The sequence below is a fragment of the Methylobacterium planeticum genome (assembly GCF_008806345.1).
Classification (GTDB): domain Bacteria; phylum Pseudomonadota; class Alphaproteobacteria; order Rhizobiales; family Beijerinckiaceae; genus Methylobacterium; species Methylobacterium planeticum.
Genome location: NZ_VZZJ01000043.1, coordinates 1 through 24,151, shown reverse-complemented (window position 1 = coordinate 24,151; position 24,151 = coordinate 1). Strand labels below are relative to the sequence as shown.

Genomic DNA, 24,151 nt, shown 5'->3' with positions numbered 1-24,151 from the left:
CTGGTGACCATCCGCGAACTGGCCGAGGAGGGCATGACCTGCCTCCTCGTCACCCACGAGATGAACTTTGCCCGCGACGTCGCTGATCACGTCTACTTTACCGACCGAGGCGTCATCGTCGAGCACGGGCCGCCGGCCACCTTCTTCAAGTCCGCGCAGGATGAGCGAACCCGCCGCTTTCTGTCCCAAGTCCTTTAGTTGGCAGGCGAATGTCCCGGTCGTCCTTTCTGGAACAGGCAGCCGAGTTCCTTGCTGCTGCCGATGCGGATGAGGCAACCTTCGCTGCCGCTCGCGAGGCATTTATCGACTACATCGGTGTGGCCCTCGCCGGCTCACAGGAGCAGGTCGCCCGCACCGTGTTTGGCTGGGCTGCTGCCCGTTCCAGTGGACGGGAGGCCAGCGTCATCGGATCCAGGGACCGCCTTGATTCGGAACACGCTGCCCTGTGCAACGGCGTTGCCGGCCATGCCCTCGACTTCGACGACACGAGCTGGACCACGATCGGTCACCCCACCACCGTGGTCGCCCCTGCGGCTCTAGCCATCGGCGAGAGTATCGAAGCTTCCGGGCGTGAGGTCGTCGTCGCCTACCTTGCTGGCGTTGAGGTTGCCCACCGCTTGGCGGACCTCACCATGCCCGAAGCTTCACAGAACGGCTGGCATACGACCGGAATCTTCTACGCCCTCGGCGCTGCAGCGGCCGCCTGTCGCCTTCTCCACCTTGAACGGCATGTGACGATCAATGCTCTGGCTCTGTCGCTGTCACGTGCCAGCGGTATCCGCGCCAACTTCGGAACACAGGCAAAGCCCTACCATGCTGGGATGGCCGCTCGGAACGGCCTGGAGGCGGTGTCCCTCGCGCGTGCCGGCCTGACAGCCGCTACCGAGGCGGTCGAGGGGGCCGATGGCTTCATCCGCTGCTTCGCGGGAGCAGCTCAGCACGAACGCGCGCGCCTGGAACGCCTTGAGTTCGGGCGGCCCTACGACCTCGTGCAGCGAGGTTTGGCTTACAAACGATATCCCTGTTGCAGCGGCTCACATCCGGCATGTGATCTCTTGCTCGATATTGTCTCGAAGCACGGCATCGATCCGGAGCAGGTCGCAGAAATTCGCGTCGGCACCAGTCTACTCGCCGAGCGAGAGCTGGTCTGCCACGAGCCTCGCACTCCGGTCGAGGCCCGGTTCTCCATGGAGTTTGCGCTCGCCGTCATCCTGGTCCGCGGAGAAGTCACGCTCGAGAGCTTCACGGCGGACATTCTGGCCGATCCGATGGTTCGGCAGATGATGGCGCGCGTACGGATGACGGTGAGTCCGAGACTTGCCGCACTGGGTTTTGTCGGGACCGCGCCGGTCGAGATGGAGATTTTGCTCCGCGACGGCCGCCGCATCACCGGCAGCCGTGACCTTGCGATCGGCAACCCGGAGTGCCCAATGAGCGAGGCGGACCGCCAAAGGAAGTTTTTGGCCTGTGCCGGCCGGTCGATAACTCCGGGTGCCGCGGCAGATCTTTACCAGCAACTTCTCAAGATCGATGGAATCGCGAGCGTCGCGCGCCTGGCCGCCCTGATGCACGCATGATGCCGTCCAGGATCGCGCGCGATGGCCAGCGCCACGGGCGACCGGTCGTAACCGGGGCGGGCAGAAGCGGCGCGAGCACGGCCGGTCCAAAGCCAGCCGGTCAGGCCGGCACCCGGATTCTGCCCATGTCGCTGCGTCCGCAATCAGCGCTGCCGCCGGCGTCAGTTGAAACCGCTCGGGTCGCCCAGACCGCGCTCCGCCGCGGCAATCCCTATCGGCTGCTGCGGGACCACCTCGGTTGCATCTTCGCCGACGCCGCCTTTGGTTTGGGCCCGCCACTTCGAGCGGCGGAACGGCACGGACGGCGAGGCCGGCCTCGTGCGGGTCCCTGTTCGGACCGGCTCACGCGGCGGTGGACAAGGTCGCGCGCCGGCTGGCGATGGCCCGCTCCGCATGGGCTGCACCCGCCGCGACCATCTCCCAGCGGGCCGGGCCGGCACCCCCATCGGCCTCCCGCGTCAGCGCGGTGGCGACCAGCGCCCGCACCTCCCGCTCAAGGTCGGGGAGGTCGGCAGACCCCGCCGCCTCGGCCTCCTCGGCGATCTCGACGAGCCGCCGCAGCAGCTTGCGGTCGGGGGCGGAGCGCCGGCGGCTCCAGCGCTCCGCCAGCAGGGCCAGCGCCGAGCCGGCGACGCTCAGGACGATGCCGCCGGCATAGAGGTAGTTCTCGGAGGTGTCGAAGAAGCTCTGGTCGCCGCTGCTCAGGTAGGCGGCGGCGCCCGGATGGATGGGGATGATCGGGTTCTTGTCGTCGGTGTCCGGCGCCTCGATCTGGCTGGCGAGCGGGGTCGCGGCAATCAGCATCGGCTTCATCGTGAAAATCGACCGGGCGATCGCCGCGGCCGTGACGTCAAGCATCGCCCGGGACGCCACGAAGCGATAGGTCACCGCGACACTCGTGACGCCGTCGTCCGGCGTCTCAGGACGGCCCCGCAGCGCGCCGGCGGGCACCTCAATGGATTCGAGGCCGGGATTGCGCTTGCCGATCGCTTCGGCCTCGTCGATCGCCAGGAGCTTCGGGGCACCCTTCAGGGCCTTCGCGAGCACCGCGGTCGCCTCGACCGCTTGGCCCGGGCCGATCGGACCGACGGCGAAGACCGCCGCGGCTCGGTCCTCCCGCACCGCCTGGCCGATCTGGTCGACCGGCAGGACGAGCCGCCGCACATGGGCGGCCGGGATGTCGAAATACCCCAGGAGCGTGTCGAGGAGATGGGCATTGTCCGCCTCGAGCGGTCCCTGCACGAGGGCGACCGTGCGCCCGACGAGCTTCCCGATGCCGTCCACGGGGCTGTGCGGGGGGACCAGCAGGGCGACGACGTCCCGACGCAGGATGGCGATGGTCTGGGCGTTCCGCGGCGCGGGCAGATCGCTCCGGATCACGGCGAGATCGACCTTGCCCGCCTCCAGCGCCCGCCCGCCCTCCGCGAGGTCCCGCTCCTCAACGAGGACGAGGCGCACCCGCGGATGCACCTTGGCGTTGGCCGCCGCGAGTGCGCTCATGAGGCGTTGGATCGCACTCCCGGGCGGCCCGGCGGTGACGCGCAGGTCGGCGTGGACCATCCCGAAATAGAGGCTTGCCACGACGAGGCCGATGAGGGCGAAGATCGCCGCGATCGCGCGGATGACCATGAGCCTGCCCCTCCGCCACGCGAGCGCCCACCAAATCACCGATCTCCTCCGCCCGGACGGGGACGACGGCTGCATCCGCGCCTCGGCCTCCCCAAGAACGGCTTATGCCAGCGACCCGTATTTTCATATGGCGGAAGCGAGCATACATGCACCCTTCCAATGTTTGTCGAGCGATGCTGCCTGTATTGGCGCAACATGATCGTACGGTCTATTGCCATGGACCGTGTCTGACAAAACGACTACGTTACCCGAAAACCCAAATCAGCAATCCTCTTGTCTTGGGAGGGGTGCATGCACAGGCTCGCGACTGATCCGGTTCGCGTACGATGGCGCGCGGCCGCGATGACAGCCCGAACCGAGATCCCGCGGACGCCACCTCGCGCCGCCGCCGGCGGACCTCGGGAGGCTCGCCGCCGGGGCTCCGCGACCATGCGGGCTGGGGTGCGCCGACACAGGAGCGGAGCATGAGAGCGCTCACGTGGATCGGATGTCTGGTCGGGCTCGTCGCGTCAGGCGGCTCCGGAGTTGCGCAGGGCCCGGCTCCGGCCGTCGAGCCGGCCGCGGTCGCGCTCCTGCGAGCCGCGGGCGACGCCCTGGCCGACGCCCGGACCCTGACGTTCACGGCGACGGCCATGCACGATGTGCCCAACGCCGAGGGCCAGTCGATCTTCTACACGGTGCGGAGCCGGGTCGTGCTGAAACGTCCCGATCACCTGCGCGTCGTCACCGAGGGGGACGGGGCCGCAAGCGAGTTCATCGCCGACGGGCAGACCCTGACCCTGTTCCACCCACTCGACCGCACCGTGGCCTCGGCACCGGCGCCCCGGAATTTCGACGCTGCCCTCAAGGCCGAGGTCGAGGCCAGCGGCCAGACGCAGGCCTTCGCCGACCTCCTCGTCGCCGATCCGACTCAGGCCCTGACGGAGGGTCTGACCCGGGCCTTCGTGGTCGGCCGCTCGAACCTCGTCGGCGGAGTCGAGACGGACATCGTCGCCTTCGCGGCCAAGGACGCGCAGGCGCAGATCTGGATCGGCGTTCAGGACCGGCTGCCCCGCCAGCTCTGGGTCACCGACACGGGCAGCCAAGGCCAGACGCGCAACGGCGTGACCTTCACCGACTGGACAATCGGCCAACCGGTCGCGGACCGGATCTTCTCGACGGCCCACACGGCGGGCGCACGGTCCGTGCCCTTCGCCAAGACCGAGTACTGACACCACGAAGTCCCGAGAGGAGGCCGCGATGAGACGGATCGTACGCGCCCTTGCGGCCATCGCTACAGTGGTCGGCGTCGCCACGCCCGCGGATGCGTTCTGGGTCGCACGCGGCTGGCGCGGCGGCGTGGCGGCGGGCGGCTTCCGAGCCCCGTTCGCGGCGCGCGCAGCCCTTCTGGCACATTGCTGGCGCTGCGCGCCGGCCTTCCCGGCCGCGGCCATCGCGGGCGGAGCGGTCGTCGGAGCCGCGGCGGTCGGCACGGGGGCGGTCGGAGCCGTGGGAGCCCCCGCGCCGGCGGGGGCGGCGCCGGCCGCGGCCCCCGCGGCGGCGTCCGGCCAGGCCGCCGGCACGCAGGTGGCGCAGGCCGGTGGCGGAGGCGGCGCCGCGGCCGCCCATTGCGCGGCCGGGCTGCCCCCCGATTCGAAGATCATCTACGAGGCATCGGTGCGCAACATGAAGAGCCTCGAGACTCTGCGCGACACCGTGGTGGCGCAGACCCGCTCGCTCGTGGAGGCGGGCAAGGTCAGCGAGGCCGAGGCGCGCCCGGCCGCCGAGAAGGCTGGGACCTGCCTGAAGATGCTCGCCAACCCCTGAATGGGCCCGGCGCGTCCAGCCGGCGGTTCGGCGCCACCAATGCCGTGACCAGCGCGTCTCCGGGGTAAGGCGCGTTCGCCGGCAGCCACGGTTTGTCCTGGCAGCGCTTCCGCAATCGCGCCTGCCTCGCCTAAGGCTCCGACGAGAAGGCCTTCGGCAACATCGTCGACAAGAGCGACCTGCCGAGGGACCGGGCGGAGGCTGCGGCGAGGCATACAGGCAGGTGGCGTTCGCGTTCGACAAGCTGATCGTACCGCACCCGCGCGCAGACCCTGGTCGCGGAGACCGCCTGCGCCGTGCCGTTCAGAGTGCCGCGCGGGGCAAGTATTCCCTCGGCCCTGCCGTATTGCCGATGAGCGGGGCCCTCGGATGTCAAGGTTGTCGTTGCAACGACTACGGCTTGCGCTCCGACAGCATCGTGCGGCAGCTCTCAGACAGATTTTTCGTGTGCGAGTTGAGACACTGAAGAATGCGCCCCCCGCCCGGCTGAACCCCTGCGCAAAAACGCTGGTAGTCCCCCTCACAAGCCCGACGGAGGGCAGGGCTGATCTCCCCCGCTTCGGGAGAGCCACCCGGCTGAGCATGAGCCGCACTTGTTGCGGCAAGAGCCGCAACGACCGTCAGAGAGAGACAGCGCATGAGAGCATCCACTTGGTAGAACAGTTATGCGAAAGCGACCGAGGCTTTCATGCGGGACAAATGTGCCCTCGATGAAGGACGCTCGCCGCTAGATTTTGGATCCCCCTCTCCGAGCCGACCGGGCGCAATGACTGGCTCGTTGAAGATATCTCCTGTTCGCAAGTCGAGGATAGCCTGTGTGCGCCAGCGCTCATTCTCTAAGAGCTTGTTTGAGCATCGCTCTTAGGCTGAATTGTAGAGACGGTTGCAGCCATGAGGCTGGCGCCGCAGGTGAGGCGACCCGGAGGCGTCAGGCGATCGCGGCCAGTCCTGGCTGCGCAGGCGTTGCATCCGGACTGCCCGGCGGATCCGCCCGCTCCAGAGAGCAGGCCACCTCATCCAGGCGAGCCTGCAGCACCGTGTCTTCAGGCGCGCCTCATGACGCGTCCGATGCCGGTCCGTCCACATCTGCTCTCCACTCCGCCCTGCCAGGCGGAATTCGTGTTTGCACACGAGACAGAGGGGGACGACCGGCTGCGGGGCTCCAACAGGCTCTGAGACGGGGAACCGACTGACTGGTCATTCCGAGTGTGCGCCATCGTGGCACGCGCGCGAAATCGAGAGCGCTGAAACAGAGGCCCCACGCGCTATCCGGCGCGATCGGCGGTTCACCAGTGGTTTTGAAAAATCGCCGCAGGAGGGGTCGATGCGCGGTGACCCACCAGCGTTACCCCGACCCGTCCAGCGATGTCGTGAAATCTAGCTAAGTAATGGCGCGCCCGAAAGGATTCGAACCTCTGACCCCCAGATTCGTAGTCTGGTGCTCTATCCAGCTGAGCTACGGGCGCGCGGTGGACCGGGCGGCGTGGGCCGGACCGGTCGGGAGCGGTGTCTAGAGGCTCGCCTCGCGCTTGGCAAGCCCCTCCGTGGCGCTCCGGCGCATTCGCGTGGGGCGGGCGCGCGCGGGCGCGGAGGACCAGGGCCGCCGACGTCGGATCGGGCGGGTTTACCGGGGGAGATCCGCACCAATCTCGGCCGTGCTCGGCCTGATGAGGCGGCTGGCGCCACCCGGACGGCATGGCACCGCCGGTCCACAATCCGGCGCCTGATGCGGCCTCAGGGCAGACAGCTGGCCAGATCCGCTTCGGGCGCCCCCCTCGGCACCCCGCCGAGCACTTGGCGGATGCTGCGGTGCCGGGCGGCGGGAGAAGCAGGCGCGCCGTCGTGGTCACCCCATCCCGGCATCCGTCCGGGTCTCCGACGCCGGGCCACACCGCCCGCCGCGTACGCTCGAAGACGAAGCCGGCGCCCGGGCAACCCTGCGGGCCCCCGCGTGATAGGACACCCGCATTATCGCGCGGAGCCTGTGGAAGAATTCTGCGTATACGCCGCGGGCCGGCATCGCGTATCGTGCGACCCGACAGGGGCCGGGCGGGCTCGCACCGGACGCGTGCGGTCCCGGTGCGGCCGATGGCATGGTGTGTATGGTGAATGCGCTCAAGGAGAAGGCGGGGTCGCTCACGGACCCGCTGCTGCTCGACAACCAGCTCTGCTACGCCCTCTACGCGGCTGCGCACCGGATGACGAAATCCTACCGTCCGATGCTCGAACGGATCGGCCTCACCTATCCGCAATATCTCGTCCTGCTCGTGCTCTGGGAGACCGACGGCGTCACGGTCTCGGAGATCGGCCGGCGCCTGCGCCTCGATTCCGGCACGCTGACCCCGGTGCTGAAGCGCCTGGAAGGGGCGGGGCTGCTGGTGCGCAACCGGCGCCAGAGCGATGAGCGCGAGGTCGAGATCGGCCTCACCCCGCGGGGACGCGCCCTCAAGGCCGAGGCCGTCGAGGTCCGGCAAGCGGTCATGTGCCAGCTCAACCTGACCGAGCCCGAAGTGCAGGCGATGCGGGCCGACCTCAACCACCTCATCGAGAACCTGTCGGCGAACGGCTGAGGCGGCGGCCCGGCGAGCCCGCGCTCCCGATCAGCTGTCATGCTCCTGTCGGCTGCGCCGCCTAGTCTCGGCGCCGCCCGTGTTTGATTTGCCGGATAAATTTCGGTTGAGCCGACCGAGGCTTTGCGCCTATTCGGGGAACGGCGGTGCCCGCCGTCCGTTCTGTTTCCTCTCTCGCGAGACGCCATGCATTGTGTCGCGATCTGCCTTCACGCACTGGCCCGGACCCCGTGGGGCGACCGGACCGGACCGGACGCCCACGCCACCCCGCGGGGCGGGCGCGCCGCCGGCGGCCTCGGCTCCGGGGCCCCGCGGCGTCCGGTGACAGTCCGCGCATCATGACGGCGCATCCCGGCGACGACGAGCGCGAGCCGCGGCGGCAGGTCGGCGCCCTGCCGTTCCGCAAGGGGCAGGATGGCAGCTTCACCGTCCTGCTCGTCACCTCGCGCGAGAGCCGGCGCTGGGTGATCCCCAAGGGCTGGCCGATGAAGGGCCGCAAGCCCTACGAGGCCGCGGCCCGCGAGGCCTACGAGGAGGCCGGCGTGATCGGCCATGTCGGCAAGCGCCCCCTCGGCTTCTACCTCTACGACAAGCGCCTGAAGAGCCGGGATTCCGTGCTCTGCCAGGTCAAGGTGTTTCCCCTCGAGGTGCGCAAGCAGCTCAAGCGCTGGCCCGAGCAGCACGAGCGCGAGAACCGCTGGTTCACCCCGTCCGAGGCCGCCGAGGCGGTGGCCGAGGCGGGCCTCGCGGGCATCATCCGCGCTGCCCTCAAGCGGGATTCCGGCCTCGTCGAGTGAGGGCCGCGCGCCGCCCGACGAGGCGCCGCCGCCCGGACGCGGCCCCCGCGCCGTGATGCGGCCGATCGACGAATCTCCGCATCGAGACGATTGCCAAGCCCATCCCGATCCGCTAATCCCCCACCCGGTCGGACGGAAGCGCCCCGCACCCGGCGGCCCATGCTGCGGTAGCTCAGTGGTAGAGCACCTCATTGGTAATGAGGAGGTCGTGGGTTCGATCCCCCCTCGCAGCACCAGTCCTTCGCCAATCGACGTGAGACGTGACGGAGCGGGAAGGCGTCGGCGCTGCTGCCGACTCACGCAGCGGTCCGGCCCATGACGCCCGCATTGGCGCGCCTCAGACGCGTGGCCGAGACGAATGCTTTCTCCCTGCGACGGCGCCCGCCGGACGACGTGCCCGCTTGGCCCGAAGAGCTCTCCGGCGACCCGGCCGGGCGGCGAATGTCCGAGCATCCCTGCCGAGGAGGGATCGTCAAGCGTCGGCGCGCCGCGGCGGAGGCCGGATCAGAGCGCGTCCGGGACGGGTTTCGCGATGGTTCGGTCGGCCTCGCGTGGCATCAGCGGATGATGCTCGCCGATCTCGCCCGTCGCGCGTCGGGTCATCCCCAGGACGAAGGCCGAAGCCGCCTTCTTCTGCCGGTCGTCGCAGCCGTCCTTCGGGTGGGAGAGGCGCGAATGCTGCGGTGGCCGAGCCAGCCTCGGCCGGCCGGCCTCCGGGCGACCCGACGCAAGGGGGTGGAGGGATACGCCCCGATGCGCGCGGACCGACGCGCATGCGCGCACGCGGTCTCGGGAGAACGGCGCTGAAGGCGGAGCTGTCGGCTTCCGAGGCCCGCCGCATCGCACTCGCGGCGCAGGGCTTCACGGCAGGGCGTCCCCCAGGGACCGTCGACGCGATCCGGCTGCGCAAGGGGATCGGGCGGCTCGGCCTGCTCCAGATCGACAGCGTCAACGTCCTCGTGCGCGCCCAGTACCTGCCGCTCTTCTCGCGCCTGGGTTCCTACGACCGCGCCCTCCTCGACGCGGTCGCGGCCGCCAAGCCGAAGCCGGTCTTCGAATATTGGGGGCACGAGGCATCGCTCCTGCCCGTCGACTGCCAACCCCTGTTGCGCTGGCGCATGGCCCGCGCGCGTCGTGGACAGGGCGTGTGGCGCCAGCTCGCGCCCTTCGCCGGGGAGCGGCGCAGCGAGGCCGACGCGCTGCTCGCCCGCATCGAGCGGGAGGGGCCGCTGGCCGCCTCCGACGTCGCGGGCACCCGGGCCGCGCATGGCATGTGGGTGTGGAGCGCCGCCAAGCACGCGCTGGAATGGCTGTTTTGGGCGGGGCTGGTCGCCTCGACGCATCGCCGCAACAGCTTCGAGCGGGTGTACGACCTGCCCGAGCGGGTGCTGCCCCGCGCCGTCCTCGAAACCCCGACGCCGAGCGGCCCGGATGCAAGGCGGGCGCTGATCGCGCGCGGGGCGCGGGCGCTCGGCATCGGGACGGCGCACGACCTGCGCGACTATTATCGCATCGGTCCCAACGATGCCCGGCTGCCCATCGACGAGCTCGTCGAGGAGGGAACGCTTGTTCCGGTGCGCGTGCGGGGCTGGTCGCATCAGGCCTACCGGCACAAGGAGGCGCGGCCCGGCCGCAGGCTCGAAGGCTCGGCGTTGGTGTCGCCGTTCGATCCGCTCGTCTGGCACCGTCCGCGGACCGAGCGGCTGTTCGGGTTCCGCTATCGGCTGGAGATCTACACGCCGGCCCACAAGCGCGAGCACGGCTACTACGTGCTGCCGTTCCTGCTGGACGGCGCGCTCGTCGCCCGCGTGGACCTGAAGGCGGACCGCGGAATCGGCGCCCTGGTCGTCCAACGGGCGCATGTCGAGCCGGGCGCGCCGCCCTGGACGGTGGAGCGGCTGATGGGGGAGCTTCGCGCGATGGCGGCGTGGCTCGGATTGTCGAGCCTCGCGGTCGCGCCGGCCGCCGCCCTGGAGGGGTTGTCCCCGATCCGCGCGATCGAGCCCCCTGCGCCATCGGTCGCGCCAATGCCCGCCCGACCGGAGAGGATCCGTCCTGGCTGAGCGCCCGGCACCCGCGAGAGGCGGGATCGCGCTTTTCCCGCATCCGCCCAGGAACCAAGACAGGTACGGGAACTTGGCTCGTCGCGCCGGCACGTCGATCGGCGATGAGGATTGCCATGTCGAGCGATACCGAGACGCATCACGCCTTGCTCAGCGCCCTGAAAGCTGCGCAGGGCAAGGGCAACGGCTCCTTCGAGCAGGCCGTCACGGCCGCCTTCGAGCACGTCTTCGAGCACCTGAACCGCCTGAACAGCCATGTCTCCCTCGGCGGCCCCGAGGGCGAGGACCGGCCCTTGAAGCCGGGCGAGGCGCCGACCCTGCGGTAGCGGCCGGACGCCCCGGCGGAGGCCACAACGCGGGGGAACGGGCGAGGCTCGCGCTGTGCACCGGGTCGGCCACGACGACCCGGGAAGCGGCCGCTCCTGCCCTTTGCGCCGAACGGCGAACAATCTTTGCAGGGCGATGTCGGCCTTCGGCGAGCCCGTTCGTCATCCTGAAGAGACGCGGAAGGAGCCGCGGCGAACCAGGGAGCGGACGATGCGGGTGATGGTGTTCGTGAAAGCCACCGAAGCGCGCCAAGACGGCACGCCCCCCTCGGCGGAGACGTTCGCGGCGATGGACCGGTTCACCGAGGAGCTGGTCGCGGCCGGCATCTTCGTGGCCGCCGCCGGATTGAAGAACAGCGCCGAGGCCAAGCGCATCGTCTTCGATGGCCCCAGCCGAACGCTCGTCGACGGGCCGTTCGCCGAGACCCGCGACCTGGTCGCCGGCTTCTCGATTTGGGAGGTCAGGGACATGGACGAGGCCGTCGCCTGGGCGAAGCGCTGCCCCAATCCCATGCCGGGTCCGAGCGAGGTCGAGATCCGCCCGTTCTTCGAGGCGGCGGATCTGGCCGAGTTCCTGACGCCCGAGGACCTCGCGACGCCGCGCTCTGGGGAGCGGGGGACGCTCGGCGTCGCCTGATGGGGGCCGACGCGTCCAGGCGCCGGATCCTGTTTCCGAGGCGCGGCTCCGCGATGTGGCACGCCGCTTGACGCCGGGAGGCCGGGCGTGCCCTCGTGGCGTCAACGAACGGACGCCGCCGAGGGAGGGCTGCCATGGCACGGATCCGGCGCTGCATCGTCTCGGCCGCGATCAGCCTCGCCGCTGTGACGGGGGCGAGCTCGGCCGAGGCGATCCGCGTCAAGGTCGGCGTCCTCAACGACATGTCCGGCGTCTACTCGGATACCGGCGGCAAGGGCTCGGTCCTCGCGGCCCGGATGGCGGTCGAGGATTTCGCCCAGGCCAGCAAGGACGTACAGGTCGAGATCGTCTCCGCCGACCACCAGAACAAGCCCGATGTCGGCGCCGCCATCGCCCGGCAATGGTACGACCGGGACAATGTGGACGCGATCCTCGACGTGCCGACCTCCTCGGTGGCGCTGGCCGTCAGCCAGGTCACGCGCGAGAAGAACAGGATCTTCATCGATTCCGGCGCCGGAACCACCGAGCTGACGGGCAAGCAATGTTCGCCGAACACGATCCAGTGGACCTACGACACCTACGCGCTGGCGCACGGCACGGCCGGTGCCATGCTCAAGCGCGGCGGCGACACCTGGTACTTCCTCACGGCCGATTACGCCTTCGGCCTCTCGCTGCAGAGCGAGGCCTCCGCGGTGATCGACAAGGGCGGCGGACGGGTGCTGGGCGCCGCCCGCGTCCCGTTCCCCGCCAACGACGTCTCGTCCTTCCTGCTGCAGGCGCAGGCGTCGGGGGCGAAGGTCGTCGGGCTGGCCAATGCGGGCGGCGACACGGTCAACGCGGTCAAACAGGCGCATGAATTCGGGCTCACGGACAGTGGCCAGAAGCTCGCCGCGCTGCTGATCTATGCCGTCGACGTCCACTCGATGGGCCTGCAGATCGCGCAGGGGCTGGTGCTCACCGAGTCGTTCTACTGGGACCTGAACCCCGGCACGCGGGCGTTCTCCGAGCGCTTTTCCAAGCGCAGCGGCGACCGCATGCCGACGATGAACCAGGCGGGCGTGTATGCGGGGCTGCTGCATTACCTGAAGGCGGTGGCCGCGCTGAGATCGACGGACCCGCAGGCGACGATGGCCTGGATGAAGGCAAACCCGACCGACGACCCGCTCTTCGGCAAGGGCTCTGTCCGGGCGGACGGGCGCAAGGTGCACCCCATGTACCTGTTCGAGGTCAAGGCACCGGCCGAGTCGAAGGGCGCGTGGGACCTCTACAAGCTCCTCGACACCATTCCGGCCGAGCAGGCCTTCCGCCCCCTCGGCGAGGGCGGCTGCCCGCTCGTGGGCAAGGGGTAGGGAACGGCGGACCGTCATCCGGGCGGCGCGTCACCGCGAGAGGGAGCCCACCATGCTGCGCGAGATCGAGGGACAGGTCGCCTGGGTGACGGGGGCCGGGTCCGGCATCGGACAGGCGGCCGCCGTGATCCTGGCCAAGGCCGGAGCGCGGCTGGTCCTCACGGGACGGGGACGGGAGGCCCTGGAACGAACCGCGGAGCTCGTTCGCGAGGCGGGCGGGGAGGCCTTGGTGGCGCCGGCCGACATGGGCGTGGCCGATGACGTGCAGCGCGCCTGGGAGGCGGTCGAGGCCGCCTACCGGCGCTGCGACGTGCTGGTGAATGCGGCCGGTCTCAACGTGCCGAAGCGCAGTTGGCGCGAGATCACGCCGGCCGACATCGACGCGGTGATCGGCGTGGATCTCAACGGGCCCTTCTACGCGTCCCGGGCCGTGCTGCCGGCGATGCGGGCGCAAGGGGGTGGACTGATCATCCAGGTATCCTCCTGGGCCGGCCGCTACGTCTCGACGCTGACAGGGCCGGCTTACTCGGCCGCCAAGCACGGATTGGTGGCGCTCTCGGAAAGCCTGAACCGGGAGGAATGCGGGCACGGCATCCGGTCCTGCTGCATCTGCCCGGGCGAGGTCGCGACGCCGCTCCTCGACCGGCGCCCCGTTCCCGTCACCGCGCAGGACAAAGGACGCATGCTGCAATCGGACGACCTTGCCGAGGCGATCCTATTCGTGGCTCGGTTGCCGCCCTCCGTGTGCGTCAACGAGATCCTCATCAGTCCGACCTGGAACCGCGGCTACCTGGAAGGCGTGAAGCTCTGAGCGGCCGAGATCTCGGCACCGGAGCCAGGCCGAAACAGGCGCGAGCGCGACCCTGAGGCGGCAGCGACGTTGCGCGCCCGGATACCGGACGCAGGCTGCCGAAGAACTCGCCATGATGACGCGCCGCATGGGCATGTTCCGGCTCACGTGATCAGCCACCTCCTGCGCCGCTGCCTCCGTGGCCTCTCATGTGTGATTTGTTGGATTTGTTGGCATCGGTCTTGCCAGAGCGTCCATGGTCCCGGCGCCCGATTGCGGCCGGTACGGACACGGAGCGGCAGGAATGAGCGACCCCATGATCAGCCGACGCAGCGCCCTTCGGATCGGTGCGATGGCCGCCGGCACCGTGGCGATGCCGTTCTTCGCGCGCAACGGCCTCGCCGCCGAGCCGATCAAGCTCGGGAGCCTGCTCGACGGCACCGGGGCGCTCGGTCTCGAAGGCAAGCGGATGATCGAGACGACCGAGTATGCGGTCGACTTGATCAACAAGGCCGGCGGCCTGCTCGGGCGCCCGGTCAAGATCATCGCCTACGACACGCAATCCAACATGCAGCTCTACACGCAATACGCCCAGCAGCTCGCCCTCAAGGAGAAGGTCGACGTCATCCAGGGCGGCATCACCTCCGCTTCGCGCGAGGCGATCCGGCCGATCTTGGGACGCTCCAAGACGCTGTACTTCTACAACACCCAGTACGAGGGCGGCGTTTGCGACCGCAACGTGTTCTGCACCGGCACGACGCCGGCGCAGACCGTCAACCACCTGGTGGATTACGCACTCAAGACCTGGGGCAAGAAGGCCTACATCGTCGCGGCCGACTACAATTACGGGCACATCACCGCGAGCTGGATGACGAAGTTCATGAAGGAGGGCGGCGGCTCGATCCTGGGCACCGACTTCTTCCCCCTCGACGTCACGAACTTCTCCTCGGCCATCAGCCGGATCCAGCAGGCGCAGCCCGAGCTGGTGCTCTCGGCCCTCGTCGGCGCCAACCATTCCGGCTTCTATCGCCAGTGGGACGCGGCGGGCATGAAGGGCCGGATCCCGGTCGGCTCCAGCGTGTTCGGGCTCGGCGACGAGCTCACCACGATGGACGCCTCGACGACGAACGGCATCGTCACCTGCTACGGCTGGTACAACAACCTGCCCGCCCCGAAGAGCGTCGCGTTCGTGAAGGGGATGCAGGCGAAGTTCGGCGCCGACGTCACCGACCTCAGCGAGCTCGACACCGCCACCTACGACGGCATCATGCTCTGGGCGGAAGGCGTGAAGAAGGCCGGCACGGTCGAGCGCGAGGCGGTCATCGCAGCGCTGGAATCGGGGATCTCCTACGAGGGCCCCACCGGCACGGTGACGATGGACGGGGCGACCCATCACACCATCCGCAACACCTACCTGGCCCGCCCGAAGGACAAGGCCTGGGACCTCCTCGCGACCTTCCCCGACCAGTTCCCCTCCGACACCGGCGGCGCCTGCGACCTCCTCAAGAATCCGAGAACCAGCAAGCAGTTCACCCCCGACCTCAAGGGCTGAGGCCAAGGCATGGATCTCGTCGGGCTCCTCGGGTTCAACGTCTTCACCGGCGTCGCCACGCTGGCGCTGATCACGCTGGGGCTCGGCGTGATCTACGGGATGATGCGGATCATCAACCTCGCCCACGGCGAGTTCATGATGCTCGGTGCCTACACGGCCGTCGTGGCGGTCGATGCCGGCGTCAACATCTGGGTGGCGATGCTGGTGCTGCCGCCGCTGATCGTCGGGCTGATCGGCCTCCTCATCGAGCGCGCGGTGATCCGCTTCCTCTACGGGCGGATGATGGACACCATGCTCGCCACCTGGGGCATCAGCCTCGGGCTGATCGGCCTCGTCACCACGCTCTACGGCAACGTCGTGCGCGGGGTCTCGACGCCGGTCGGGAGCTTCGAGATCGGCCGCTACGGGGCGAGCCTCTACAGCCTCGTGATCATCGCGGCGGCGCTCGCCGCCCTCGGCGGGATGCTGGCGCTGCTGCGCCTCACCCGGTTCGGGCTGATCCTGCGCGCCACCATGCAGAACCCGCGGATGGCCGCGGCCCTCGGCGTCTCGCCGGACCGGATCTACATGGCGACCTTCGCGCTCGGCGCCGGCCTCGCGGGGCTCGCCGGCGGGGTGCTCGCGCCGATCTCCGGGGTCTCGCCGGCGATGGGCGCCGCCTACATCGCCCGGGCCTTCATCACCGTCCTCGGCGGCGGGCCTGCGATCATCACCGGGACCGGCCTCGCCGCGAGCCTGTTCGGGACGATCAACGAACTGGTCGCCTTCAGGACCACGCCGGTCATCGGCGACGTGGTTCTGCTTCTGGCCGCCGTCCTGCTGATCCGCGTGCTGCCGCAGGGCATCACCGGCCGCTACCTGAGACGCAGCCTATGATTCCAACGACCGCGCGTTCCGGAACGATCGCCGGCCCCGCCGGATTCCTCGCCGTGGTGGCCTGCGGCCTCGCCCTCCTGTTCGGCGCCCCGCACGTCACCGAGAGCTTCGGCCTCGTGCAGATGACGGGCTTCGCCGCGCTCGCGATGTTCGCGCTCTCCCAGGGCTTCGTCTGGGGCTACGGCGGGATCATGTCGTTCGGGCAGGCGGCCTTCCTCGGCCTCGGCGGCTACGCCTACGCGGTCTCGGTGATCAACCTCGGCGACAGCACCCTGCCGGTGCTGATCGCCATCGCGGTACCGATGCTGTTCGCCGCCGCGCTCGGCTACTTCATGTTCTTCGGCCGGATCAGCGACGCCTATGTGGGCGTGATCACCCTGACCGTCTCGGTGATCCTGTTCCAGCTCTTCAACACCACCTCGGGCAGCCAGTACCGGATCGGGCAGGCGGAGCTCGGCGGCTTCAACGGCATCCCGGCGATCCCCGTCATCAACCGGATCGGAGAGCCGGGCGAGCAGCTCGACATCGAGGGCCTCTGGGCGGTGGCGATGAGCGCCCTGATCCTCGTCTACGTGCTGCTGCGCGCGATCCTGGCGAGCCGCCTCGGCCGGGTGATCGTGGCGATCCGCGAGAACGAGACCCGCGCGCAGCTGATCGGCTACGACCCGCGCCTGTACAAGCTCCTCGCCTTCACGATCTCGGCGGGGATCGCGGGTCTGGCGGGCTGCCTCTACGCCAACTGGGGCGGGTTCATCAGCCCGACGGTGTTCGGCCTCTCGATGTCGGCGCAGGTCATCATCTACGTGCTGGTTGGCGGCCTCGGCACCCTGATCGGGCCGATGCTCGGCGCGGTGCTGATCCAGTCGCTGATCATCGCCGCCGGCACGCAGTCGATGGTGGATTCGAACCTCGGCCTCGGGCTCGTGCTCGTCGGCTTCGTGCTCCTGGTGCCCGAGGGCCTCGTGCCGGTGGCACGCCGCCTCGTCGTCGGCGCGGCCGAGCGCTTCACGGCACGCAAGCGCGCGACGCCGGGGGCCGAGCCCGCGGCCGCCAATCCGGCGCTCGCCGAGGGAGGCGGCCGATGAATGGCCTCACCGCGCCGAGGCCCCTGCGCCCGCTGCTGCGGGCCGAGGGCGCGACCATGCGGTTCGGCGGCGTGACCGCGGTCGACGCGGTCGACTTCACCCTCGACGAGGTCGAGCTGCGCTGCCTGATCGGGCCGAACGGCGCCGGCAAGAGCACCTTCTTCAAGATGCTGACCGGCCAGCTCACGCCGAGCGCCGGCCGCATCCGCTTCCGCGACGCCGACATCACCGGCGCGCATCCGCACGAGATCGCGCGGCTCGGCGTCGGCATCAAGACGCAGGTGCCCAACGTCTTCAATGGCCTGTCGGTGCGCGAGAACGTCTTCATCGCGGGCGGGCGCCGCAAGTCGCTGGCCCGGACGAAGCGCTTCGTCGACGAGACGCTCGAGCGGCTCCGGCTCACGGCCATCGCCGGTCGCATGGTCGGGCAGCTCGCCCACGGCCAGCGCCAATGGGTGGAGATCGCCACCGTGCTGGCGCAGGAGCCCGAGCTGATCCTCCTCGACGAGCCGGCTGCCGGCATGACCCACGAGGAGGTCCATCGGACCGCGGAGCTGATCCGCGAGATCAACCGGACGCACGCCGTCATCGTGGTCGAGCACGACATGCCGTTCATCCGGATGATCGCCAAGACCGTCACGGTGTTCAACCAGGGACGGATCCTGATGCAGGACGAGGTCGGGCGCGTGCTCGCCGACCAGCGCGTGCGCGATGTCTACCTCGGCAAGCAGGCGGCGTGAGCGGCATGAACCCGACCCATCCGATCCCCGGTGCGCCGCTCCTCGCCGTCGAGGGGCTGCATGCCGGATACGGCCGCATCCCGATCCTCGGCGGCATCTCGCTCACGGTCGCGGCGGGCGAGGCCGTGGGGATCCTCGGCCATAACGGCATGGGCAAGACCACGCTGCTGCGCACGCTGATGGGCTACCTGCCGGCGACGGCCGGGCGCGTGCGCCTCGCCGGGCGCGACATCACCGCAGCCTCGCCGACCGCCCGGGCACGGGCCGGGATCGGCTACGTGCCGCAGGGGCGCGAGATCTTCCCGGCGCTCAGCGTGCGCGAGAACCTGCGCATGGGCTGCCTCCTCGCGCGGACGCCCGAGGAGGCGACGATCGCCGGCATCCTCGAGGTCTTCCCCCGGTTGAACGCCTATCTCGACCGGCCCGGCGGAGCGCTCTCGGGCGGCGAGCAGCAGCTCCTGGCGCTGGCCCGCTGCCTCTGCTCCGATCCGAGGATCGTGCTCCTCGACGAGCCGACGGAGGGGATCCAGCCCTCGATCATCGAGGAGATCGTCGAGACGCTGCGGGGCATCAGCCGCGCGCGCGGGCTGACCATCCTGCTGGTCGAGCAGAACCTCTCCTTCATCTCCGGCCTCTCGGACCGGGTGCTCATCCTCCAGAAGGGCACGATCACCCGCGAGGTGCCCCCCGAGGTCGCCCGCGACCGCACGCTGATCGACGAGTTCGTCGGGATGGCCTGAGGATCGCCCCTCAAGACCCATTCCGCGAGACGCACAGACAGGGAGATACGCGATGGATGCGGCCGAGACAGGACCGGAGACCGAAATCGTCGAGATGACGCTGGCGGATGCCGCCGACGCCTTCGCCAGCGGGGTGACCTCGGAGGCGCTGACGCGGGCCTTCCTCGACCGGATCGCGCTCCACGACCCGCATTACAACGCCCTCATCGTGATGAACCCGGAGGCCCTCGCCGACGCGCGTGCCAGCGACGCGCGCCGCGCCGCCGGGGCGACCCTCGGCCCCCTCGACGGCGTCCCGGTGGTGATCAAGGACCCGATGGACATGGCGGGCCTGCCGACGACCGCCGGCTGGCACTTCCTCTCCGCGAAGGCCGGCGGCGTCGACCTGATCCCGGAGACCGATTCCCCGGTCGTCGCGCGGATGCGGGCCGCCGGCTGCGTCATGCTCGGGAAGACCAACGTGCCGGTGCTGAGCGCGACGGGCAGCCACGCCAATGACAGTTGGGCCGGCCCGACCCTGAACTCGGCCGCGCCGAGGAGCCTGCCGGGCGGCAGCAGCGCGGGCACGGCCACCGCCGTGGGCGCGAGCTTCGCGGTGCTGGGGCTCGCCGAGGAGACCGGCGGCTCGATCCAGAATCCAGCCTCGGCCCAGGGGCTGGTCGGCATCAAGCCGACCTTCGCGCTGGTCCCCAATGCCGGCGTCGTGCCGCTCGCGGGCTCGACCCGCGACGTCGTCGGCCCCATCGCCCGCTGCGTGCGCGACGCGGCGCTGACCCTCGACGTGCTCGCCGGCTACACCCCGGCCGACCCGAAGACGGTCGCGGGCATCGGCCGCCGGCCGAAGGGCGGCTACGCCTCGAAGCTCGCGCCGGACGCCCTCGCGGGCAAGCGCCTCGGCCTGTTCGGTCCGGGCTGGCGCGACCTGCCGCTCTCGGCCGAGGCGACCGCGCTCTACGAGCGGGCGCAGGGCGAGATCGCGGCCCGCGGCGCGGCCCTCGTCGCCGACCCCTTCGCCGGTTCGGGCTTCTCCGGGCTCGGCGAGCCGACGCCCGGTCTCAAACATTTCGACGCCCGCGGCCTCGAATCGGTCCCCTACGACCTCCAGCTCTACCTCACCCGGCTCGGACCGGGCGCGGCCCTGCGGGACGTCGCCGCCTTCGCGGAGGCGACGCGGGCGGAGGACCCGTTCCGTCCCGGCGGCGTGCTGCACTACCTGCACACGATCCCCGCCTTCGCGCCGATCCTCGCCGATCCGCACGCGGCGCCCGACCTGTCCGACTTCCTGGCTCTGCGCGAGGCCTATCTCGAGATCTTCGACCGGGTGATGACCGAGCACGCCCTCGACGGCCTCGTCTTCCCGCAGATGCGCGACGAGCTGCCGCCGCTTCACGGCGGGCAGGCGATCAACGAGACCACCGTCTGCGAGATCAACATCGCGGGGCTGCCGGGCGTGACGGTACCGGCGGGGTTCTACGCGTCGGGGGCGCCGTTCAACCTGATCTTCGTCGGTCGGATGTGGAGCGAGGCGGACCTTCTCGGCTACGCCTACGCCTACGAAGCGGCGACCCGCCACCGCCGGGCGCCCGTGCTCGCAGTGGCCGGCTGAGATGCCGGGCTCGACGCGACGGGCCGGGACCGATCATCGTGCCGCGGACCGGAGAATGAGACGCGCCGATGCTGACGGACCATCGCCATCAGGAGATCCTCTCGCGCCTGCACGGCACGGGCCGCGTCGGCGTGGCGGACGCGGCAGCCTTCCTGAAGGTGTCCGAGGAGACCATCCGGCGCGACCTCAAGCTGATGGAGACCCGCGGACTCCTCCGGCGCATCCACGGCGGCGCCGTGCCGCCGCGGCTCGATCAGGACCGGCCGTTGCAGGAGCGCGGCAAGACCCACCCGCGCGAGAAGGCGCGGGTCGCGGGCATCGCCGAGGGGCTGGTGCGCGACGGCATGTCGATCTTCATCGACACCGGGACGACCACGCTGGCGCTGGCGCGGCGGCTCGTCCAGCGCAACCTGACGCTGACCACCAACTCGATCGACGTCGCGCTGCTGCTCGGCGCAGGCCCGTCGCGGGTGAACCTGACGCCCGGCACTTTGCGTCCGAAGGACAATGCGCTCGTGGGTTACGAGACCGTGGCCTACGCCCGGCGCTACTTCTTCGACATCGTCTTCATGGGCATATCGGCCTGCGACCTCGACCGGGGCTGGATGGATTACGAGGAGCACGAATCGGTCCTGCGGCGGACGCTGCGGGGACAGGCCCGGCGCTCGGTGATCCTGGCCGATTCCCACAAGTTCGGCCTCCAGGCCAATCTCTGCACCTTCGACCTGTCGGACCTACTCAGCGTCGTCACCGACCGGCCGCCCCCGCCGCCCTTCCTCGAACGCTTCGCCCGGCATGACATCGACCTCATCACGGCCTGATCCGGGGCTGCACGACCTGTTCGCCCGCTTCTCGGCCTGCGGCGCGACGCAGACCGGGGGCGTCCACCGCCTCTGCGGCAGCGCCGCCGACGGGCTGGCCCGCGACCTGTTCGCCGCGACGGTCGCCGAAACCGGCGGCACGCTCCGGACCGACGCGGTCGGCAACCAGTTCGGACTGTTCTCCCTCGCCGGGCGCTCGGACGCGCCACGGGTGATGCTCGGCTCGCATCTCGACAGCCAGCCGCAGGGCGGCCGTTTCGACGGGACGTTGGGCGTCGCGACGGCCTTGCGCGTCGGCGCCGCGCTGGTGGGGGCGAAGGCGCGCGGAAGGGCCTATGACGCCGACCTCTGCGTGGTGAACTGGACCAACGAGGAGGGCGCCCGTTTCCGGCCGGGCCTCCTCGGCAGCGGCACCTATGCGGGCCACCACCGGGCCGAGGACGCCCTCGCGAGCCAGGACGACGCGGGCGTCACCCTCGAGCGGGCGCTCGCGGCGATCGGCCATCGCGGCACCGACACCGCGCCGCCGCTTCCGGCCTGCTACCTCGAACTCCACGTCGAGCAGGGCAGCGTGCTCACCGGGGGCGGCGCGACGATCGGCATCGTGATGCGCAACTGGGGAGCGACCAAGATCGACGCGGTCTTCACCGGCGCGCAGGCGCATACCGGCCCCTGCCCGATGCCGCTCCGGCGCGACGCCCTGCTCGCCGCCGCCTACGCGATCGCGGAGGTCCGGGCGATCGCCGATCGCTGGCCGGGGCAGGTCCATACCTCGGTCGGCCGCATCCGCGTCGAACCGAACTCCGCCAACGTCGTCCCGTCCCGCGTCGAGATCTCGGTGGAGATCCGCTCGGGGGCGGATCCCATCCTGGCCGAAGCCGGCGCCCTCGCGGACGGCGCGCTCAAGGCCGCGGCCGGGCGTGCCCGCACGAATCTGAGCGTTCTCGGCCGCGTCGAGCGGCCGGTCCGCGCGCTCCCCGGCGCGGTCGCCGACCTCCTGGCGCTCGCCGCCGAGGAGACCGGATACCGGGCAATGCCCATGGACACGGTGGCGGGGCACGACGCCCTGAGCCTCCTCGGCGCCTGCCCGACCGGCCTCGTCTTCGTGCCGAGCATCGGCGGGATCGCCCATGACGTGGCCGAGGAGACCTCGGACGCCGACATGCAGGCCGGTCTCGCCGTGATGCTGCGCAGCGCCGACCGGCTCTGCCGCGCCGGCGGTTCGCCCGAGCGCGCGATCCGGGAGGCAGCGCGATGAAGCTGGCCGGCTACCCCGAGACGCCGTTCGAGCACCGCGTCGAGGCGGCGCTCGCCCGCATTCCCGAATTGCAGAACTGTCCGCTCGCCTACGCCCTCGCGGCGTCGCCCGTCGCCTCGCCGACCCACCGCGCCGTGGCGTCGGATTGCCTCCGCGTCGCCCTCGACGGCGAGGCCGAGATCTTCCTGAAAATCCGACACGCCGACATGGCCGACGACCTCACCCCCGCCGCGATGCGGGCGGCCGAGCGCGCCGGCCGCCTCGGCATCGGTCCGGCCGTCCGGTTCGCCGGCGAGGGTCACATCGGCCTCGATTTCCTGCCCGACCCGTGGCGCTACGCCCGTGTCGGGGACCTGCAGGCGTCCGGCACGCTCGCCGCCGTGCTGGCGGCCCTGCGCCGCCTCCAGGCCGAAGCCTTGTTCGGCCATCGCTTCTGCCCCTTCGCCCGGATCGAGGCGCTCGCCCGGGAGGCCGATGCCGTCGGCGCGCCCCTGCCGGACGGGACCGGGGATCTGATCGCCGCCGCCGCGCTGATCGGCGAGGCGATGCGGGCCTCCGGCATCGACCTGCGGCCCTGCCGCAATGATGGCATCGCCTCGAACGTGATGCTCGGCCTCGAGGGCGGCCGCGAGAGCATCCGCCTCGTGGATTTCGACCTCGCCGGCGATGCCGATCCCTGGTTCGAGGTCGGCGCGCTGATCAACGAGGCCTGCCGGTTCGAGGACGAGCGCCGCGCCGCGGTCGAGGCCTATGCGGGCGCCTGCGACCCGCGCCGGCTCGACCGCTGCCGCCTCTACGGCGCGGTCGACGACGTGATGTGGGGCCTGTGGGGAATCGTCCGCGCGGTGACGGCCCCGCGCGGCGGCATCGAGTTCTTCAAGTACGGCCAGTGGCGGCTCTTCCATGCCCGCACGACGACCGGCGCTCGGGACTTCGAGGCCTGGCTCCGCAACCTCTGACGCAACGCCGGGAGGAGAGGGCAGTGACGATGTGGAAGGCCCTGGGCGACGGCGCGAGCGCGGCCGAGCGCGATGTCGAGGCGATCCTCGGGCGCGTCCCGCGCTGGCAGGGGGCGAGCCTGCGCTACCGCCCGGTCTCCGGTGGAATCAGCAACGCCAACTGGCAGGTCTCGGCAGGGACCGCGCAGGACTGGTTCGTGAAGGTGCCGGGGCGCGGCACCGAGATGTTCATCACCCGCACGGCGGCCAACGAGGCGAGCCGGAAAGCGCATGCCTGCGGGTTCGGCGCGGAGGTGATCGAGTTCCTGCCCGAGGCGGGGGTCGAGGTCTTCGCCTTCGTGGAGGGGTTCCGCGCCACGTCGAACCTCGACTTCCTGCGCCCGGCGGTGCGCCGGAACGCGGTGCAGGCCCTGAAGGCGTTCAACGATTCCGGCCCGTTACGTCTGACCAAGACCGTCTTCGACATGATCGAGGAACACGTCGCGCAGGTCGCCGATGTCGGCGGGCGCGTTTTCCGGGACGGCCCGTTCCTGATGCGACGCTATGCCGAGGCGAAGGCGGCGCTCCTGGCATCGGGCCTCGACCTCGTCCCCTGCATGAACGACACGCTCGCCGGCAACTTCCTGATCGATGCGGAAGACCGGGTGATGCTCGTCGACTTCGAATACGCCTCGAACAACGAACGTGCCTACGAACTCGCCCTGTGGTTCGACGAGATGGCCTTCTCCGATGCGGTCGAGCGCGAGATGATCGAGGCCTATTTCGGGCGCTGGGATCCGGGGATCGAGGCGCGCATCCTGGTGCTCAAGGCCCTCGCCGATCTGAAATGGTCGACCTGGGCGATGATCCAGGAAGCGGTGTCGCTCCTCGACTTCGACTTCTGCAAGTACGGGTCCTGGAAGCTAGAGCGCTGTCCGAGCGGGCTGAAACGGATAGCCGGGTGAGAGGTTGGTCGGCGAAGGAGAGCGCC

Annotated in this window: 22 protein-coding genes, 2 tRNA genes and 2 pseudogenes; 22 read left to right on the top strand and 4 right to left on the bottom strand. The window is 70.3% G+C overall.

Features of this window, described 5'->3' with window-relative positions; genetic code table 11:
* Both F6X51_RS26020 and F6X51_RS26015 read left to right on the top strand, forming a co-directional pair.
* A pseudogene (locus tag F6X51_RS26020) lies at positions 1 to 198 on the top strand (peptide ABC transporter ATP-binding protein); the annotation flags it as partial.
* A gap of 11 nt (positions 199 to 209) precedes the next feature.
* Positions 210 to 1,577 (top strand): MmgE/PrpD family protein, encoded by a 1,368-nt coding sequence (locus F6X51_RS26015; RefSeq protein ID WP_150966765.1) that lies wholly within the window; start codon positions 210 to 212, stop codon positions 1,575 to 1,577.
* Here F6X51_RS26015 and F6X51_RS26010 read toward each other — a convergent pair.
* Positions 1,576 to 1,659: pseudogene (locus F6X51_RS26010) on the bottom strand (IS5/IS1182 family transposase); the annotation flags it as partial. The gene F6X51_RS26015 and the pseudogene F6X51_RS26010 sit on opposite strands and share 2 nt — an antisense overlap.
* 260 nt (positions 1,660 to 1,919) lie before the next feature.
* Complete coding sequence (locus tag F6X51_RS26005; protein ID WP_191970282.1) at positions 1,920 to 3,206, bottom strand: TAXI family TRAP transporter solute-binding subunit; 1,287 nt, start codon at positions 3,204 to 3,206, stop codon at positions 1,920 to 1,922.
* A 464-nt stretch (positions 3,207 to 3,670) separates the two neighbouring features.
* Here F6X51_RS26005 and F6X51_RS26000 point away from each other — a divergent pair, with 464 nt between their 5' ends.
* Both F6X51_RS26000 and F6X51_RS25995 read left to right on the top strand, forming a co-directional pair.
* Entirely contained in the window at positions 3,671 to 4,417 is a 747-nt protein-coding gene (locus F6X51_RS26000; RefSeq protein WP_191970281.1) for a DUF2092 domain-containing protein, read from the top strand.
* 28 nt (positions 4,418 to 4,445) lie between these two features.
* On the top strand, positions 4,446 to 5,012 hold the full coding sequence (locus tag F6X51_RS25995; protein WP_150966762.1) for a hypothetical protein: 567 nt from the start codon (positions 4,446 to 4,448) through the stop codon (positions 5,010 to 5,012).
* Between the two features lie 393 nt (positions 5,013 to 5,405).
* Here F6X51_RS25995 and F6X51_RS25990 read toward each other — a convergent pair whose 3' ends face one another.
* Both F6X51_RS25990 and F6X51_RS25985 read right to left on the bottom strand, forming a co-directional pair.
* Complete coding sequence (locus F6X51_RS25990) at positions 5,406 to 5,651, bottom strand: cysteine rich repeat-containing protein (protein WP_150966761.1); 246 nt, start codon at positions 5,649 to 5,651, stop codon at positions 5,406 to 5,408.
* Between the two features lie 750 nt (positions 5,652 to 6,401).
* Positions 6,402 to 6,478: transfer RNA gene (locus tag F6X51_RS25985), tRNA-Arg, on the bottom strand.
* Between the two features lie 636 nt (positions 6,479 to 7,114).
* Between F6X51_RS25985 and F6X51_RS25980 the strand changes: the two genes are divergently transcribed.
* From F6X51_RS25980 to F6X51_RS25895, 18 genes are all read left to right on the top strand, one after another.
* Complete coding sequence (locus tag F6X51_RS25980; RefSeq protein ID WP_150966760.1) at positions 7,115 to 7,582, top strand: MarR family winged helix-turn-helix transcriptional regulator; 468 nt, start codon at positions 7,115 to 7,117, stop codon at positions 7,580 to 7,582.
* A 338-nt stretch (positions 7,583 to 7,920) separates the two neighbouring features.
* Complete coding sequence (locus F6X51_RS25975; protein ID WP_150966759.1) at positions 7,921 to 8,379, top strand: NUDIX hydrolase; 459 nt, start codon at positions 7,921 to 7,923, stop codon at positions 8,377 to 8,379.
* Positions 8,380 to 8,540: 161 nt separating this feature from the next.
* A tRNA-Thr gene (locus F6X51_RS25970) sits at positions 8,541 to 8,615 on the top strand.
* 537 nt (positions 8,616 to 9,152) lie between these two features.
* Positions 9,153 to 10,442, top strand: a complete 1,290-nt coding sequence (locus F6X51_RS25965; RefSeq protein WP_191970280.1) for a winged helix-turn-helix domain-containing protein — start codon at positions 9,153 to 9,155, stop codon at positions 10,440 to 10,442.
* Positions 10,443 to 10,558: 116 nt separating this feature from the next.
* Positions 10,559 to 10,768: a hypothetical protein gene (locus tag F6X51_RS25960; protein ID WP_150966758.1), complete on the top strand. Its 210-nt coding sequence runs from the start codon at positions 10,559 to 10,561 to the stop codon at positions 10,766 to 10,768.
* A gap of 211 nt (positions 10,769 to 10,979) precedes the next feature.
* Entirely contained in the window at positions 10,980 to 11,405 is a 426-nt protein-coding gene (locus tag F6X51_RS25955; RefSeq protein WP_150966757.1) for a YciI family protein, read from the top strand.
* 134 nt (positions 11,406 to 11,539) lie between these two features.
* Positions 11,540 to 12,754 carry an ABC transporter substrate-binding protein gene (locus tag F6X51_RS25950; RefSeq protein WP_150966756.1) on the top strand — a complete coding sequence of 405 codons (1,215 nt, stop codon included), beginning with the start codon at positions 11,540 to 11,542 and terminating at the stop codon, positions 12,752 to 12,754.
* A gap of 52 nt (positions 12,755 to 12,806) precedes the next feature.
* Positions 12,807 to 13,565, top strand: a complete 759-nt coding sequence (locus tag F6X51_RS25945) for an SDR family oxidoreductase (RefSeq protein WP_150966755.1) — start codon at positions 12,807 to 12,809, stop codon at positions 13,563 to 13,565.
* 283 nt (positions 13,566 to 13,848) lie between these two features.
* A complete protein-coding gene (locus F6X51_RS25940) occupies positions 13,849 to 15,096 on the top strand; it encodes an urea ABC transporter substrate-binding protein (RefSeq protein ID WP_150966754.1) in 1,248 nt (415 codons plus the stop codon).
* Between the two features lie 9 nt (positions 15,097 to 15,105).
* Positions 15,106 to 15,972: a branched-chain amino acid ABC transporter permease gene (locus F6X51_RS25935; RefSeq protein WP_150966753.1), complete on the top strand. Its 867-nt coding sequence runs from the start codon at positions 15,106 to 15,108 to the stop codon at positions 15,970 to 15,972.
* Entirely contained in the window at positions 15,969 to 17,057 is a 1,089-nt protein-coding gene (locus F6X51_RS25930; protein WP_150966752.1) for a branched-chain amino acid ABC transporter permease, read from the top strand. The genes F6X51_RS25935 and F6X51_RS25930 overlap by 4 nt, the downstream gene beginning before the upstream one ends.
* Positions 17,054 to 17,797 (top strand): ATP-binding cassette domain-containing protein, encoded by a 744-nt coding sequence (locus F6X51_RS25925; protein WP_150966751.1) that lies wholly within the window; start codon positions 17,054 to 17,056, stop codon positions 17,795 to 17,797. The genes F6X51_RS25930 and F6X51_RS25925 overlap by 4 nt, the downstream gene beginning before the upstream one ends.
* 5 nt (positions 17,798 to 17,802) lie before the next feature.
* Entirely contained in the window at positions 17,803 to 18,537 is a 735-nt protein-coding gene (locus F6X51_RS25920; RefSeq protein ID WP_150966750.1) for an ABC transporter ATP-binding protein, read from the top strand.
* 52 nt (positions 18,538 to 18,589) lie between these two features.
* A complete protein-coding gene (locus F6X51_RS25915) occupies positions 18,590 to 20,143 on the top strand; it encodes an amidase (protein ID WP_150966749.1) in 1,554 nt (517 codons plus the stop codon).
* Between the two features lie 68 nt (positions 20,144 to 20,211).
* Positions 20,212 to 20,964, top strand: coding sequence for a DeoR/GlpR family DNA-binding transcription regulator (locus F6X51_RS25910; RefSeq protein ID WP_150966748.1), 753 nt, complete (start codon positions 20,212 to 20,214; stop codon positions 20,962 to 20,964).
* Entirely contained in the window at positions 20,939 to 22,222 is a 1,284-nt protein-coding gene (locus F6X51_RS25905) for a Zn-dependent hydrolase (protein ID WP_150966747.1), read from the top strand. Before F6X51_RS25910 ends, F6X51_RS25905 begins: the two co-directional genes overlap by 26 nt.
* Positions 22,219 to 23,181 carry a phosphotransferase family protein gene (locus F6X51_RS25900; protein ID WP_150966746.1) on the top strand — a complete coding sequence of 321 codons (963 nt, stop codon included), beginning with the start codon at positions 22,219 to 22,221 and terminating at the stop codon, positions 23,179 to 23,181. The genes F6X51_RS25905 and F6X51_RS25900 overlap by 4 nt, the downstream gene beginning before the upstream one ends.
* 29 nt (positions 23,182 to 23,210) lie before the next feature.
* Positions 23,211 to 24,125, top strand: coding sequence for a phosphotransferase (locus tag F6X51_RS25895; RefSeq protein WP_150966745.1), 915 nt, complete (start codon positions 23,211 to 23,213; stop codon positions 24,123 to 24,125).
* Positions 24,126 to 24,151 lie beyond the last annotated feature (26 nt).

What these genes read in the sequence shown, in the direction of transcription:
- F6X51_RS25950 (WP_150966756.1), top strand. Translation starts at nt 11,540, where the DNA reads ATGGCACGGATCCGGCGCTGCATCGTCTCGGCCGCGATCAGCCTCGCC.
- F6X51_RS25975 (WP_150966759.1), top strand. Translation starts at nt 7,921, where the DNA reads ATGACGGCGCATCCCGGCGACGACGAGCGCGAGCCGCGGCGGCAGGTC.
- F6X51_RS25955 (WP_150966757.1), top strand. Translation starts at nt 10,980, where the DNA reads ATGCGGGTGATGGTGTTCGTGAAAGCCACCGAAGCGCGCCAAGACGGC.
- F6X51_RS25905 (WP_150966747.1), top strand. Translation starts at nt 20,939, where the DNA reads ATGACATCGACCTCATCACGGCCTGATCCGGGGCTGCACGACCTGTTC.
- F6X51_RS25995 (WP_150966762.1), top strand. Translation starts at nt 4,446, where the DNA reads ATGAGACGGATCGTACGCGCCCTTGCGGCCATCGCTACAGTGGTCGGC.
- F6X51_RS25935 (WP_150966753.1), top strand. Translation starts at nt 15,106, where the DNA reads ATGGATCTCGTCGGGCTCCTCGGGTTCAACGTCTTCACCGGCGTCGCC.
- F6X51_RS25930 (WP_150966752.1), top strand. Translation starts at nt 15,969, where the DNA reads ATGATTCCAACGACCGCGCGTTCCGGAACGATCGCCGGCCCCGCCGGA.
- F6X51_RS26005 (WP_191970282.1), bottom strand. Translation starts at nt 3,206, where the DNA reads ATGGTCATCCGCGCGATCGCGGCGATCTTCGCCCTCATCGGCCTCGTC.
- F6X51_RS25920 (WP_150966750.1), top strand. Translation starts at nt 17,803, where the DNA reads ATGAACCCGACCCATCCGATCCCCGGTGCGCCGCTCCTCGCCGTCGAG.
- F6X51_RS25925 (WP_150966751.1), top strand. Translation starts at nt 17,054, where the DNA reads ATGAATGGCCTCACCGCGCCGAGGCCCCTGCGCCCGCTGCTGCGGGCC.
- F6X51_RS25980 (WP_150966760.1), top strand. Translation starts at nt 7,115, where the DNA reads ATGGTGAATGCGCTCAAGGAGAAGGCGGGGTCGCTCACGGACCCGCTG.
- F6X51_RS25990 (WP_150966761.1), bottom strand. Translation starts at nt 5,651, where the DNA reads ATGCGCTGTCTCTCTCTGACGGTCGTTGCGGCTCTTGCCGCAACAAGT.
- F6X51_RS25910 (WP_150966748.1), top strand. Translation starts at nt 20,212, where the DNA reads ATGCTGACGGACCATCGCCATCAGGAGATCCTCTCGCGCCTGCACGGC.
- F6X51_RS25945 (WP_150966755.1), top strand. Translation starts at nt 12,807, where the DNA reads ATGCTGCGCGAGATCGAGGGACAGGTCGCCTGGGTGACGGGGGCCGGG.
- F6X51_RS25895 (WP_150966745.1), top strand. Translation starts at nt 23,211, where the DNA reads ATGTGGAAGGCCCTGGGCGACGGCGCGAGCGCGGCCGAGCGCGATGTC.
- F6X51_RS25965 (WP_191970280.1), top strand. Translation starts at nt 9,153, where the DNA reads ATGCGCGCACGCGGTCTCGGGAGAACGGCGCTGAAGGCGGAGCTGTCG.
- F6X51_RS25900 (WP_150966746.1), top strand. Translation starts at nt 22,219, where the DNA reads ATGAAGCTGGCCGGCTACCCCGAGACGCCGTTCGAGCACCGCGTCGAG.
- F6X51_RS25940 (WP_150966754.1), top strand. Translation starts at nt 13,849, where the DNA reads ATGAGCGACCCCATGATCAGCCGACGCAGCGCCCTTCGGATCGGTGCG.
- F6X51_RS26000 (WP_191970281.1), top strand. Translation starts at nt 3,671, where the DNA reads ATGAGAGCGCTCACGTGGATCGGATGTCTGGTCGGGCTCGTCGCGTCA.
- F6X51_RS25915 (WP_150966749.1), top strand. Translation starts at nt 18,590, where the DNA reads ATGGATGCGGCCGAGACAGGACCGGAGACCGAAATCGTCGAGATGACG.
- F6X51_RS25960 (WP_150966758.1), top strand. Translation starts at nt 10,559, where the DNA reads ATGTCGAGCGATACCGAGACGCATCACGCCTTGCTCAGCGCCCTGAAA.
- F6X51_RS26015 (WP_150966765.1), top strand. Translation starts at nt 210, where the DNA reads ATGTCCCGGTCGTCCTTTCTGGAACAGGCAGCCGAGTTCCTTGCTGCT.